We start from the raw sequence: 14073 nt of genomic DNA, 5'->3' as shown, positions 1-14073 counted from the left end.
CTCCGGGCCGCTGGCCGGTTGCGGGGGATGGTAACTGGGCAGGAACGCAGTCCCCGGGCCGCCGTCGAGGTGGCAAAGTAAACATCTGATGCGCTATAGGCAACTTTTGAGTGTATGATGGCAGTCACACCCGTCGGACAATCCTCGAAGGAGACGCCTCTCGTGGAAGAGCTGCGCATCGAAGCCAATGGCAACCTTGGGCCCATCGATTCCTCCCGCATCCCGCGCTACGCCGGCACTGCCACCTTTGCCCGTCTGCCGCGGCTGGACCAGGTCGCGAAGGCGGACGTCACCGTTGTCGGGGTGCCCTTCGACTCCGGTGTCTCCTACCGCCCCGGCGCGCGCTTCGGCGCCAACCACGTCCGCGAGGCCAGCCGACTGCTGCGGCCGTACAACCCGGCCTGGGACGTCAGCCCCTTCGAGAACATCCAGGTGGCCGACGCCGGGGACATGGCGGTCAACCCGTTCAACATCCACGAGGCGATCGAAACCATCCAGCAGAACGCGCTGGACCTGACCTCCGCCGGCAGCAAACTCGTCACCCTGGGCGGGGACCACACGATCGCCCTGCCGCTGCTGCGAGCCGCCGCCGAACGCGCCGGCCAGCCCGTCGCCATGCTCCACTTCGACGCCCACCTGGACACCTGGGACACCTACTTCGGCGCCGAATACACCCACGGCACGCCGTTCCGCCGCGCCGTCGAGGAAGGCATCCTGGACACCGATGCGATCAGCCACATCGGCACCCGCGGCCCGCTCTACGGCAAAAAGGACCTCGACGACGACCACCGCTTCGGCTTCGGCATCGTCACCTCCGCCGATGTCTACTACCAGGGTGTGCTGGAAACCGTCGCCAAGGTCCGCGACCGGATCGGCAACCGCCCGCTCTACATCTCGGTCGACATCGACGTCCTCGATCCCGCGCACGCCCCCGGCACCGGCACCCCGGAGGCCGGCGGCATCACCAGCCGCGAACTGCTGGAAATCATCCGCGGCCTCCGCGGCATGAACCTCGTGGGGGCCGACGTCGTCGAGGTCGCCCCGGCGTACGACCACGCCGAGATCACCGGTGTGGCCGCGAGCCACGTCGCCTACGAGCTCGTCACCCTGATGGCCGACCGCGCCGTCGACGGCGACCGGACCGGCGCGCCCACCGGCTATGCCGCCCAGGCCCTCGGCCGGGAGGCCCGCCGCCCGGCCGGGTTCGCCGCGCCTGCTGTGCCTGCGCCGGAGTCCCGGCCCGTCGAGACCGGAGCCTCCCGATGACCGGCGTGCGCAACGGCGGCGACCTCGTTGTCGAAACCCTGGAGGCGCTCGGCGCCAAGACCGTCTTCGGCATCCCCGGCCAGCATGCCCTGGGCCTCTTCGACGCGATGGGCCGCGGGAACCTGCACTTCGTCTCCTCGCGGGTGGAAAACAACTCGGCCTTCGCCGCGGACGGCTACTCCCGCGCCACCGGCGAGGTCGGCGTCCTCTTCCTCTCCACCGGCCCCGGCGCGCTGACCTCCCTGGCCGGGCTGCAGGAGGCCTACGCCACCGGCGTACCGATGGTGGTTGTGGCCAGCCAGATCCCGCTTGAGGGCCTCGGTGCCCGCCGCAAGGGCATGCTGCACCAGCTCGATGACCAGAAGGCCTCGGCCGCGAACGTCACCAAGAGCCAGCGGCTGATCCAGCACGCCTCCGGGATCCCCTCGGCCATCCAGGACGCCTGGACCGAGGCGATTTCCTCGCCGCAGGGCCCCGTGTGGATCGAAATCCCGCAGAACGTGTTGCTGGATCCCATCATGGTCCCGCCGGTGGAGGACGCGCTCGCCGAAGCCGCGGACAACCCGCCGCGCATCGAGCTGGTCCGCGAAGCCGTGACGTGGCTCTCCGAGGCAAGCCGGCCCGCGATCATCGCCGGCGGCGGCACCCGCCGCGGCCGCGCCGAGAAGTCGCTGCTCTCCATTGCGGAGAAGCTCCGGGCGCCGGTGATTTGCACCCCCGGCGGCAACGGCGCGTTCCCTTGGAACCATGAGCTCTCGCTGCAGTCCTGGATCGAAGACCAGTACATGACCGAGCTGCTCGAGGACGCCGACGTGCTGATCGTCATCGGCTCCTCGCTCGGCGAAGTGACCTCCAACTACTTCACCTTCGAACCGCGCGGCCGGATCATCCAGATCGACGCCGAACCGCGCGTCCTCGAATCCAACCGCCCGGGCCTCGGCATCCGGGCCGACGCCGGCCAGGCGCTCGCCGCCCTCGACGCCGCCCTGGTGGAGCCGCACGGGGAACGCGCCGACTGGCATGGAACCGCACCCGAGGAGCTGGTCAAGGAGACCCTGGCAAAGGTCAAGGCACGGCTGGAATCCCAGGACCTCGGCAAAGAGCTGAAGTTCATGGCCGACATCCGCGATGCCGTCCCCGCGCCGATGCAAACCTTCTGGGACATGACCATCTCTGCCTACTGGGCCTGGAGCTGCTGGGACGCCCGCGAGGGCCAGTTCCACTCGGCCCAGGGCGCCGGCGGCCTCGGCTTCGGCTTCCCGGCGGCCATCGGCGGCGCCGTCGGGCTGGAAACCACCGGGGCGCCCGGCGGGTCAGCCCGGGTGCTGGCCGTCTCCGGCGACGGCTCGGCGATGTACTCCATCTCCGAGCTCGCCACGGCCAAGCAGCACAATGTCCCGGTCACCTGGCTGATCGTCGACGACGGCGGCTACGGCATCCTGCGCGAATACATGGTGGGCGCCTTCGGCAAGGCCACGGCCACCGAGCTGGCCCGGCCCGATTTCGTGAAACTGGCCGAGGCCTTCGGCGTCCCGGCGGTCCGGGTGGCCCCCGAGGATGTCGGGGACGCGCTCAGGGCGGGCTTCGCGGCCGACGGGCCGAACGTCGTCGTCGTCGAAACCCTGCTCAAGATGTTCGCCCCCACACACCTCGACCTCTAGCCCACCCAAATAGCGCGAATAAACACCTGAGGCCCCAAATCCACTGAGATCTGGGGCCTCACGTGTTGGTTCGCGCCCTCAGCCGGGGTTCTTAGTTTCCCAAAGCAATCAATTTAGGATATTGTTGCTTCAGGCAAACAAGTAAGGGGCGCCCGCACATGTCAGTCGCATCGACCACGGCAGCCAAACTGGTCCACCACATCTTCGATCTCCAGCGCGCCGTCCGGTGCGTCGCCGCAGCCAATCTGCGCGGCGACGATACCGGGGTGGCGCTGCAGGGCGTGCTCCGCTTTGTGGGGGAGGGCGAAACCCGCGCCACGCAGCTGGCGGAACGGCTCGGCGTCAGTGCCCCCGTGCTCAGCCGGCACCTTGCCGAGCTCGCGGGCCAGGGCTACGTCCTGCGCCGGCCGGATCCCGAGGACGGCCGGGCGCAGCTGATCGCGCTCTCGCCGTCCGGGGTGGAAAAGCTCCGCTCCATCGAGGCGCAGCGGGCCGCCACCCTTCAGGGTTTCCTGCAGGACTGGAGCGAGGACGACGTCGAGGAGACGGCGCTCATCCTGAAAAAACTAGCTGAATCCCTTCGGAGTTCAGCCCGGGCAAAGACGGCCGGATCCACCGACACGACCACCTTTGTTGAGGAGTAATTCCATGGCCAGCCACGCTGCCGCCGCCGGGCCAGCCCCGGCACCGACCCCACACCCCGCACCCCAGGTGGCCATGAACCACCGCCAGATCATGGAGGCCCTGACCGGCCTGCTGGCGGCGTTCTTCACCGCGATCATCAGCAGCACCATCGTGGCCAACGCGCTGCCGACCATCATGTCGGAGCTCAAAGGCACCCAGACCGACTTCGCCTGGGTCATCACGGCCGCGCTGCTGGCCAACGCCGCCACCACCCCGATCTGGGGCAAGCTGGCGGATCTGTTCGACAAGAAGTTCCTGGTGCAGCTGAGCATCGTGATCTTCGTCGCCGGATCGGTTATGGCCGGGCTCTCCGAAACCATCCCGCTGCTGCTCACCGCCCGCGTGATCCAGGGCGTCGCCATGGGCGGGCTTACCGCGCTGGCCATGGCCATCATCGGCTCCATCATCCCGCCCCGCGACCGCGGCAAATACTCCGGCTACATGGGCGCCGTGATGGCCGTCGGCACCGCCGGCGGGCCGCTCCTGGGCGGCTTTATCGTCGACAGCCCGCTCGGCTGGCGCTGGACCTTCTTCGTCTGCGTACCGCTGGCCATCATCGCCCTCATCCTGCTCCAGATCACCCTGAAGCTGCCGCACGTCCGGCGCCCCGCCAAGATCGACTGGCTCGGCTCCATCCTGCTGACCTCCGGCGTCAGCCTGCTGCTGATCTGGGTGTCCTTCGCCGGCAACCCGGACTACTACGACTGGTGGTCCTGGCAGTCGGCCGCGATGGTCGGCGGCGGCGTCGCACTGTTGGCCCTGCTGGTCCTGGTGGAATCCCGGGTCGCGCAGCCCATCATCCCGCTCAAGATCATCTCCGAGCGCACCACGGCGCTCGCCATCCTGGCCTCGGTGGCCGTGGGCGTGGCCATGTTCGGTTCCTCCACCTTCCTCGGCCAGTACTTCCAGGTGGCCCGGGGCGCCAGCCCCACCGAGGCAGGCCTGCTGACGCTGCCGATGATCGCCGGCAACCTCATCGGCTCGGTACTCTCCGGCCAGCTGATCAGCCGCACCGGCAAATGGAAGCGCTACCTGATCGCCGGCTCCATCCTGCTGATCGGCGGCCTCGGCCTCGCCGGCACGATCGACCACACCACCGAACTGTGGCTGGCCGGGATCTACACGGCCGTCCTGGGCCTGGGCCTGGGCCTGCTGATGCAGAACCTCGTGCTGGCCGTGCAGAACACCGTCCGGGCCACCGACATCGGCACCGCCAGCGCCTCTGTCGCTTTCTTCCGCTCCGTCGGCGGCGCCATCGGCGTCTCGGTCCTGGGCGCCGTCCTGGGCAACCGGGTCAAAGAACTGGCCACCGAGGGCCTGGCCGCGGCCGGCATCCCCGTCGCAGGGGGATCCGCCGGCGGCAGCATGGACCTCAAGGACCTGCCGCCGCAGATCCGGGACATCATGCGCGCCGCCTACGGTGACGCGACGGCGGAGATCTTCCTGATCTCGGCGGTGATCGGCGTCGTCGCCCTGGTTGCCGTGCTGTTCATCAAGGAAAAGCCGCTGCGGCGCACCGTGGACGTCCAGCCGGACGCCGCCGCCGCGTCGCTCACGGGTTCAGGGTCCGACGCCGGTGCTGCCGCCGGCGGCCCCGCAGCTGGGGGACGCGCCGAGGACCCCACGGCGGAACCCGCCCCGGCCTCCGGCATTGTGGACCTCGACCGCGAGTTCATCGAGGTCCTGAGCCGCCAGCGCGACAGTGATGCCCGGGCCGAGCGTGAAGGCGCCCGGCTCCGTGCCCGGACCATGGTGGCCGAGGCCCGCGCCGGCCACGCCGACGTTATGCCGCTGCTGCTCGAGACCCAGCGGCTCCTCGCCGAGCAGCAGGTTCAGCTGGCCGAGGCGCTGCGTGCCGTCCACCAGCAGGCCGCCGAGCAGCGCGCGATTGCTGCCGAACAGGCCCGGGTGGCCGAGCAGCTCACCTCGCTCAAGCGCCAGCTCGCCAAGGAACGCAAGCTGCAGCGCGCGGCGGCCGACTACATCGCCACGCACGGCCGGCACCGCGGCGAGTAGCAGCGAGCCAGCACTCCGGCCCCGCGGCCTCCCCAACCGGGAGGCCGCGGGGCCGTTGTCACCACCAGTTCCCACCCCGCCACCGCGATGACATTCGGTGCCGGAGGTTTCACCCAGGCACCGGATTTCGTAGAGTGGGACAGCTAAGGCTGTCAGCCCCGGCTGCTACTACTTTCCTTATTTTTCTTCAGCGTTTTCGTAAACCGTTCCTAAGGACCCCCGGGCATGCTTGTCACCCTCATACGGCGCTATTCCCAGCCGTATCTGCCGTATATTGCGGCCGTCATCGTTTTCCAGCTGGCCTCCACCATTGCGGCCCTGTACCTGCCCAGCCTCAATGCTCAGATCATCGATGAGGGGGTCTCCCGCGGCGACACGGACTACATCTGGCGCACCGGCGCGCTGATGCTCGGCGTCGCCCTCATCCAGGTGGTCACCGCGATCGCCGGCGTCTACTTTGGGTCCAAGGCGGCAATGGCGTTCGGCCGGGACCTGCGCCGGGGTGTGTTCCGCAAGGTCAGCAGCTTCTCCGCCCGGGACGTCAACGTCTTCGGCGCCCCGACGCTGATCACCCGCGGCACCAACGACGTCCAGCAGGTCCAGATGCTGATGCTGATGGCGCTGAACTTTATGGTCGCCACGCCCATCATGTGCATCGGCGGCATCGTTATGGCCCTGCGCGAGGACCTCAACCTGTCCTGGCTGGTGTGGGTCTCCGTCCCGCTCCTGGTGGTCGTGGTCGGCTACCTCGTGGTCCGCCTGATGCCGCTCTTCCGCTCCATGCAGGCGAAAATCGACCGGCTGAACGGCATCCTCCGCGAGCAGATCATCGGCATCCGGGTGGTCCGCGCCTTTGTCCGCGAACCGCACGAGGCGCAGCGTTTCGGCGCCGCCAACCAGGAGCTCACCGACGTGTCGCTGAAGATCGGCTCGCTGTTCGTGCTGATGTTCCCGGCGATCGGCATGATCCTGCACGTCTCAACGGCCGCGGTGCTGTGGTTCGGCGGCCAGCGGGTCGACGCCGGGGACATGCAGGTGGGCTCGCTGACGGCGTTCCTGCAGTACCTGCTGCAGATCCTGATGGCCGTCATGATGGGCACGTTTATGGCGATGATGATTCCGCGCGCCTCGGTCTGCGCGGACCGGATCGGAGAGGTGCTCGACGTCGAACCCTCCATCCACGAACCCGCCGCCCCGGTGGCCCCCGCCGCCAAGGCCGGCCGGGTGGAGTTCCGCAACGTCTCCTTCGCCTACCCGGGCGCCGAGGCGCCGGTGCTCAGCGACATCAGCTTTACCGCCGAGCCGGGCCAGACCGTGGCGATCATCGGGTCCACCGGCTCAGGCAAGACCACCCTGCTGGCCCTGTTGCCACGGCTCTTCGACGCCGCCTCCGGCGAGGTGCTGCTCGACGGCGTCCCGGTCACCAAGCTGGACCGCGCCGAGATCACCGGACGCGTCGCGATGGTGCCGCAACGGCCCTACCTGTTCTCCGGCACCATCGAGCACAACCTGCGCTTCGGCAAGCCCGAGGCCACCGACGAGGAACTCTGGGACGCCCTCACCGTCGCCCAGGCCGCCGACTTCGTCCTTGAGAAGAAAAACGGGCTCGGCGCCCGCATCGCCCAAGGCGGCACCAACGTCTCCGGCGGCCAGCGCCAACGGCTGTGTATCGCCCGCGCCCTCGTCACCGAACCCAAGGTCTTCCTCTTCGACGACTCCTTCTCCGCCCTGGACGTCGCCACCGACGCCCGGCTGCGGAAGGCGCTCAAGGCCAAAACCGCGGACGCCACGGTGATCATCGTGGGCCAGCGCGTCTCCACCATCGCCGACGCCGACCAGATCCTCGTGTTGGACAACGGCCGGATCGTGGACCGCGGCACCCACGAGGAGCTCCTGGAGAGCTCCAGCACCTACCAGGAAATCGTCGAATCCCAGCTGACCGCGGAGGCCATCGCATGAGCACCAACGAAAAGCTCAGCCCCAAAGCACCCACGGACGCCCCAGAAACCACGGAGGCTCCCGAGGAGGACTTCTACGAAGAGGAATTCACCCCGGGTGAGGCCGACGGCGGCATGTTCGGCGCCGTTCCGGCCAAAAAGGCCCAGCACTTCTGGCCCTCGGCGAAACGGCTCATGGGCCTGCTCAAGCCCGAGCGTGCCGGCATCATCGCCGTGCTGGCCATGGTCACGGTCGCCGTCGTCCTGAACGTGATCGCGCCGCGCATCCTCGGCCAGGCCATGGACGTGATCTTCGGCGGCGTCGTCGGCAAGCAGCTGCCGGCCGGCGCCACGAAGGACCAGTTCATCGCCGGGCTGCGCGCCCAGGGCCAGGACAACTTCGCCGACATGCTGGCCCGGATGGACGTGGTCCCCGGGGTGGGCATCGACTTCCAGAAGCTCGCGTTCCTGATCAGCGTGGTGCTGGTGATGTACTTCGTCGCCAACATCTTCCTCTGGCTGCAGGGGTACGTCCTGAACGTGCTGGTCATGCGGGTGGTCCGCCGGCTCCGCGACGACACCGAGAAGAAGCTCAACAAGCTCCCGCTGGGCTACTTTGACACCCGCCAGCGCGGAGACATCCTCTCCCGCGTCACCAACGACGTCGACAACATCCAGCAGGCGCTGCAGCAGGCGTTCGCGCAGTTGGTCAACTCCGCCCTGACGGTGATCGGCATCGTGATCATGATGTTCATCGTGTCCTGGCAGCTGGCCCTGATCGCACTGATCGCCCTGCCGCTCTCCGGCGTGGCCGCCGGCATCATCGGCGCTCGCAGCCAGAAGCTCTTCGCCGCGCAGTGGAAGAACACCGGCGAGCTCAACGGCCAGATCGAAGAGTCCTTCTCCGGCCACGACCTGGTCCGCGTGTTCGGCCGCGACGCCGACATGCTGGCCCGCTTCGACGAGCGCAACGAGGAACTCTACAAGGCCAGCTTCGGCGCCCAGTTCGTCTCCGGCATGATCATGCCGGTCATGCAGTTCGTCTCCTACCTCAGCTACGTGGGCATCGCCGTCGTCGGCGGCCTGCGCGTGGCCTCGGGCGGGATGAGCCTGGGCGACGCCACGGCGTTCATCCAGTACTCGCGCGAATTCACCCAGCCGCTGGGGCAGATGGCCGGCATGGCCAACATGCTCCAGTCCGGCGTGGCCTCCGCCGAGCGGGTCTTCGAGTTCCTCGACGCCGACGAGCAGGACCCCGAGACCGCCACCGAGCACCTCCCGGCCAAGACCGACGGGCACGTGGAGTTCCGGCACGTCACGTTCAGCTACAGCCCGGACAAGCCGCTGATCGAGGACCTGTCCTTCACCGCCGAGCCCGGCCACACCGTGGCGATCGTCGGGCCGACCGGGGCCGGGAAGACCACCCTGGTGAACCTCGTGATGCGCTTTTACGAGCTCAACGCCGGGAGCATCACCCTCGACGGCGTCGACATCACCAAGCTCAGCCGCGCGGAACTGCGGTCCAAGGTGGGCATGGTCCTGCAGGACGCCTGGCTGTTCGGCGGCACCATCTACGAGAACATCCGCTACGGCAAGCTCGACGCCACCGAGGAACAGATCATGGCCGCGGCGAAGGCCACCTTCGTGGACCGCTTTGTCCGGGCCCTGCCCGACGGCTACGACACCGTCATCGACGAGGAGGGCAACAACGTCAGCGCGGGCGAAAAGCAGCTGATCACCATCGCCCGGGCCTTCGTCGCGAACCCCTCGCTGCTGATCCTGGACGAAGCCACCAGCTCGGTGGATACCCGCACCGAGGTCCTGGTCCAGAAAGCCATGGCCGCGCTGCGCACCGAGCGGACCAGCTTTGTGATCGCCCACCGGCTCTCCACCATCCGGGACGCCGACACCATCCTGGTGATGGAGGCCGGCCGGATCGTCGAGCAGGGACGGCACACGGAGCTCCTGGAACTGCAGGGCGCCTACTACCGCCTGTACATGTCCCAGTTCGCCGGGGAAGACGCCGAAGCGTCCGTCCTGGACGAGCCGACGGCGGTGCACAGCTGAGCGCCGCCGGGACCGCCCCGGCGGGGGGACAGAACGCCAGGACCACGGAACCGCCGCGCCTCGAGGTCAAGGTGCCGATGCGCTGGGGCGACATGGACGCCTACGGCCACATCAACAACGTCCAGCTCGTCCGGATCCTGGAGGAGGCCCGAATCGCCGCGTTCGGGCCGCCCCGTGGGGCCGGCCTGCCAGGCGTCGAACCCGAGGTGTCTCTGTTCAACGAGGTCCCGGAAGGGACGCTGGCGCTCGTCGTGGAACACAAGATCCGCTACGTCCGGACGCTGGAGTACCGCAATGTGCCCGCCGTCGTGCAGCTGTGGGTCGGTGCGGTCAAGGGCGCCAGCTTCGACATCCACTACCTCGTGCAGGACCCCGTGACGGGCGAGGACTGCGTTAAGGCCAGCAGCCACTTGGCGTTTGTGGATGAGGCCACCGGGCGCGTGGTGCGACTGACCCCCGAGCAGAAGGCCAAGCTGGCTCCGTTCACGGCCGCCCGCCAGACCCGCTAGGCCCTACCTCGACGCCGGGATCGGTCCTAGACTGATCAGGCCCGGGGGATGCCTGAACAGGTCTAGATACTCGAAGCAAGGAGCAGGGCTCATGGCCAAGCGAAGCAAGACGCGGGCACGGAAGAAAACCTGGAAAGAACTCTCGCCGATGGCGAAGTTCGGCACCATCACGGCCGCCGTCGTCCAGCTCTCCCTCCTGGTCGCCGCCCAGCGCGACATTTCGCGGCGTCCGGCGGAGGAAATCCGCGGCAGCAAGGCCCTGTGGCGGGCCGCCACCCTCATCAACTTCGTCGGCCCGGGCACCTACTTCACTTTCGGCGTCAAGCGCCGGCCGGCCGCGAAGTAAGCGCCTTCCGGCCGCCTCGCCGGCGCACTCCGGGCGTTCCGGCAGAAACCTACTCTCCGGTAGCCCACGGGCCCCGCATGATGCGGGCGTTCAGCTTAAGCCTGTAAATTGGGGGTATGACCCCAACCAAAAAGCCTGCCATGCACCGTGCCCTCGGCGTCTCCAAAGAGATCGAAGACGCGGCCTGGTTCGTGCTGGGACCGGGGCTGCTGGGGAAGGCCTCGCCGCTGGACGGCCGCACCCGGACGTGGTCAGTTCCCGCGGCCGCGGAACTGCTGGAGCGCCTCGAGCGGGGCGTCCCCGACCCCAAGGCTCCCATGATGACCAACCTCCGGGAGAACCTCGAGGGCGCGACCCGCGGGGCAAAGCAGCTGGCCGTGGAACTGTTGTTCCTGCAATCGCTGCCGCTCGCGCATGAAGTTAAGTCGCTCAAGGTCAAGCGGGCACGCGTGGCCGAGGCCGCCTCCTGGCTGGAGCCGCCGCTGGAGTTGCCGGAGGAGCTCTACGCCGGGATGACAGACCACGGCGTGATCCGGGACCGCACCGCCGAATTCAACTGGACCATCTGGGACCACCTGAAGTGGCTGTGCCGGTTCGTCCAGCACGTTGCGCAGCGGCCGGCGGGCGTCGTCCAGGCCGCCATCAAGGACCCGCTCGCCTTCCACAGCCTGACCGCGGGCACGCCCGAGGACCAGCCGGCGATCCGGCGCAGCATCGAGTTCCTGGTCTGGCCCAGCTATTTCGAACCCGTAGTTGCCGACGTCGAACGCCAGGAAATCCGCGACGCCTTCGCTTCCCTGGTCGGCGGCGCCAAGGGGGATTCCGACGAGGAAGTCTCCGCGGACATCCACCGCATCCGGCTGCACCTGGATGAACAGGCCGGGCAGCGGATCGACTGGTACTCCCGGCAGCTGGTCAGCCAGTGGCGGAAGGTGGGCGACCCCGGCCGCCGCGCCTGGCTGCTGCGCAGCCACCACGACAATGCCGAGCTGCTCGCCGCGTGGCAGGGCGAGGAAGCCGTGACGCTCGACGTCGAGCACCTCCGCCTGCTGGACCCGGGCGTGACCGCCGGCCTGGTGCAGCACGCCGTGGACGAGGACTACAAGCACTTGAGTTATGTGGAGCGTGAGGACACCAAAACCGCCATCTTCGCGTTCCTGACCGTGATGAAACCGGGGGACCTCACGCTGTACCAGCACTCCGGGGCCGTCCGCGTGGGCGTGGTGCTCGGCGAGCCCGAGCACCATGAGGACAACCGCCGGCTGCGCCGCAAGGTCCGCTGGTTCGATGAGGTCCACTCCACGGCGGAGCTGCCCAGGCACGTGCAGCGCCAGCTGGCCAGCTCCGGGCTGATCGTGGACGTCACCAGGGTGATCCAGTCGCTGGACACGCTGCTCCCGGCCGAAGCGGAGGCCGAAGCGGACGACGCCGCCGAGCCGGACGCCGTCGTCGAACCTCCCTGCGAGGGTTTCCGGCCGCTGACGGCCGAGTTCGCCGCGTCCCTGCACATGGATCTTGAGCCCTTGCAGGAAATCGCCGAGCTGCTGGCGGAAAACCGCCAGCTGGTCCTCTACGGTCCTCCCGGCACCGGAAAGACCTACCTGGCCAAGCACCTCGCGGCCGAATTGGCGGGCGACACCGGCGACGAACGGGTCAAACTCGTCCAGTTCCACCCCTCCTACGCCTACGAGGACTTCTTCGAGGGCTACCGCCCGGACAAGACCGACGAGGGCCAGGTGTCCTTCAAATTGGTCGCCGGACCGCTGCGCCGGCTGGCCGAGGAGGCCGCGAAGCCCGGCAACGAGAGCAAGCCGTACTTCCTGATCATCGACGAGATGAACCGGGCCAACCTGGCGAAGGTCTTCGGCGAGCTGTACTTCCTGCTCGAATACCGCGACGACCGGATCTACCTGCAGTACAGCCCCACCGAGCCGTTCTCGCTGCCGGACAACCTGTACATCATCGGCACCATGAACACCGCCGACCGTTCCATCGCGATGATGGATGCCGCCATTCGCCGCCGGTTCTCCTTTATCGAACTGCACCCCAAGACCGAGCCGGTGAAGGGGACGCTGCTGCGCTTCCTGCAGTCCCGCGAGCTGGACACCACGCCGGCGCTGCTGCTCGATGAACTGAACAACGCCATCGACGAGTGGGACCGGGACCTGATGATCGGGCCGTCCTACTTCATGAAGAAAGCAGCCCAGACCCCCACCGGACTGCGCCGGATATGGAAGTACGAGCTGATGCCGCTGCTCGAGGAGCACTACCACGGCCAGCTGAACCGGGCGCAGCTGGAGGAGCGGTTCGGCCTGGAGCAGCTGTTGGCCCGCCTTGCGCGCGTCTAGTCCCGCCCCCGACGGCGCCGTCCGGCACATCGTCCTGGACGAGTTGTCCGGGGGAGTGGTGGAACGGATCGACGCCGGCAGCGCCGCCTACATCAACGGCAGCGGCCTGGCCAAGGCCTCGCCGCTGGGCATGGGCCTGTTCCGGATCGAACCGGTGGGCAAGGTCGGGTCCGTGCGGACCCCCACGGTGCAGCTGGAAGTCCGGCCCAAGGAACGGCTGGGGCTCGGGCGGCTGCTGTTCCTGCTCGGTTACACGGAGAACCAGGGTTTCCGGGACGACGCCGTCGCCGCCGTCGAGGACACCGACCTGTGGAGCGCCCTGGCCGAGTCGCTGGCACAGCTGGCGGACCGGGCTCTCAGCCGCGGCGTGCTGCAGGGCTACCTGAACGTCGACGAGTCCTTGCGCACCGTTAAAGGCCGGATCCGGATCTCGGACCAGATCTCGCGGCGGCCCGGGATGCTGGTGCCGCTCGAGGTGTCCTACGACGAGTTCACCGAGGACATCCCGGAAAACCGCATCCTGCGTGCTGCCCTCGAACGGATGTCGCAGGTGCCGGGGGTGCGGGCCGATGTGCTCAGCCGGCTGCGTCGGCTGAAGGGCAAGCTCGACGCCGTGACGGGCCTGCAGTCCGGCGCGCCGCTGCCGCAGTGGCGGGCCAGCCGGATGAACGTGCGGTACCACGCGGCCCTGCGGCTCGCCGAGGTAATCCTGCGCAACGCCTCGGCCGAGGCCGGCGACGGCAAGCAGCACTCGGCGTCGTTTGTGGTGGACATGTCCAAGGTCTTCGAGGACTTCGTCGGCACCGCGCTGCGGGAGGCCATGGCGGCCTACCCGGGGGAGACACGGCTGCGCTACAACTCGATGCTCAATGAGGCGGTGCGGGATTCCGACCGGATCATGGTGCAACCGGGCGCGGTGCATTTGCTCGGCGGCCGGCCCGTGGTGGTGTACGACGCGAAGTACAAAGCGGCGTCCGACGTCGGCGCCTCCCTCTCCGGCGACCACTACCGGATGCTGGCGTACTGCACTTCGCTGCGGGTGCCGACGGCGTGGCTGGTCTACCCGGGTTCGGGGGAGATCAAACTTCGGCGGATCCTCAACACGGACATCGACGTGGTGGAATTCCCGCTGGATCTGTCCCTGCCGCCGGCGGAAATCCTGGCCTCCGTGGCGGACCTGGCACAACAGTCGTGGGGCGAAGTGGTGCGGCAGGCTTCGATCAGCCGCTGACTGCCGAC

10 protein-coding genes are annotated in these 14073 nt (G+C 68.2%); all 10 read left to right on the top strand.

What is annotated here, in order from left to right:
- Positions 1 to 162: 162 nt before the first annotated feature.
- A complete protein-coding gene (speB, locus tag E7Y32_RS02000; protein ID WP_146335609.1) occupies positions 163 to 1266 on the top strand; it encodes an agmatinase in 1104 nt (367 codons plus the stop codon).
- Positions 1263 to 2927: a thiamine pyrophosphate-binding protein gene (locus E7Y32_RS01995; RefSeq protein WP_146335608.1), complete on the top strand. Its 1665-nt coding sequence runs from the start codon at positions 1263 to 1265 to the stop codon at positions 2925 to 2927. The genes speB and E7Y32_RS01995 overlap by 4 nt, the downstream gene beginning before the upstream one ends.
- Positions 2928 to 3085: 158 nt before the next feature.
- The gene (locus E7Y32_RS01990) at positions 3086 to 3571 is read left to right on the top strand and encodes a MarR family winged helix-turn-helix transcriptional regulator (protein WP_146335607.1); all 486 of its coding nucleotides are present in this window, start codon (positions 3086 to 3088) and stop codon (positions 3569 to 3571) included.
- Positions 3572 to 3575: 4 nt separating this feature from the next.
- Complete coding sequence (locus tag E7Y32_RS01985) at positions 3576 to 5627, top strand: MFS transporter (RefSeq protein ID WP_146335606.1); 2052 nt, start codon at positions 3576 to 3578, stop codon at positions 5625 to 5627.
- A 225-nt stretch (positions 5628 to 5852) separates the two neighbouring features.
- Positions 5853 to 7586: an ABC transporter ATP-binding protein gene (locus E7Y32_RS01980; protein ID WP_146335605.1), complete on the top strand. Its 1734-nt coding sequence runs from the start codon at positions 5853 to 5855 to the stop codon at positions 7584 to 7586.
- Complete coding sequence (locus E7Y32_RS01975; RefSeq protein ID WP_146335604.1) at positions 7583 to 9631, top strand: ABC transporter ATP-binding protein; 2049 nt, start codon at positions 7583 to 7585, stop codon at positions 9629 to 9631. The genes E7Y32_RS01980 and E7Y32_RS01975 overlap by 4 nt, the downstream gene beginning before the upstream one ends.
- A gap of 77 nt (positions 9632 to 9708) precedes the next feature.
- Positions 9709 to 10140 (top strand): thioesterase family protein, encoded by a 432-nt coding sequence (locus E7Y32_RS01970; RefSeq protein ID WP_146335603.1) that lies wholly within the window; start codon positions 9709 to 9711, stop codon positions 10138 to 10140.
- A 91-nt stretch (positions 10141 to 10231) separates the two neighbouring features.
- Positions 10232 to 10486, top strand: a complete 255-nt coding sequence (locus tag E7Y32_RS01965) for a hypothetical protein (protein WP_146335602.1) — start codon at positions 10232 to 10234, stop codon at positions 10484 to 10486.
- A 116-nt stretch (positions 10487 to 10602) separates the two neighbouring features.
- Entirely contained in the window at positions 10603 to 12834 is a 2232-nt protein-coding gene (locus E7Y32_RS01960; protein ID WP_146335601.1) for an McrB family protein, read from the top strand.
- On the top strand, positions 12821 to 14065 hold the full coding sequence (locus tag E7Y32_RS01955; protein ID WP_261382514.1) for an McrC family protein: 1245 nt from the start codon (positions 12821 to 12823) through the stop codon (positions 14063 to 14065). Before E7Y32_RS01960 ends, E7Y32_RS01955 begins: the two co-directional genes overlap by 14 nt.
- Positions 14066 to 14073: the final 8 nt, after the last annotated feature.

Origin of the sequence: Arthrobacter sp. UKPF54-2, assembly GCF_007858535.1 — a bacterium.
GTDB lineage: Bacteria > Actinomycetota > Actinomycetes > Actinomycetales > Micrococcaceae > Arthrobacter.
The sequence above is the reverse complement of the archived record's forward strand: the minus strand, read 5'-3'. Positions and strand labels throughout refer to the sequence as shown.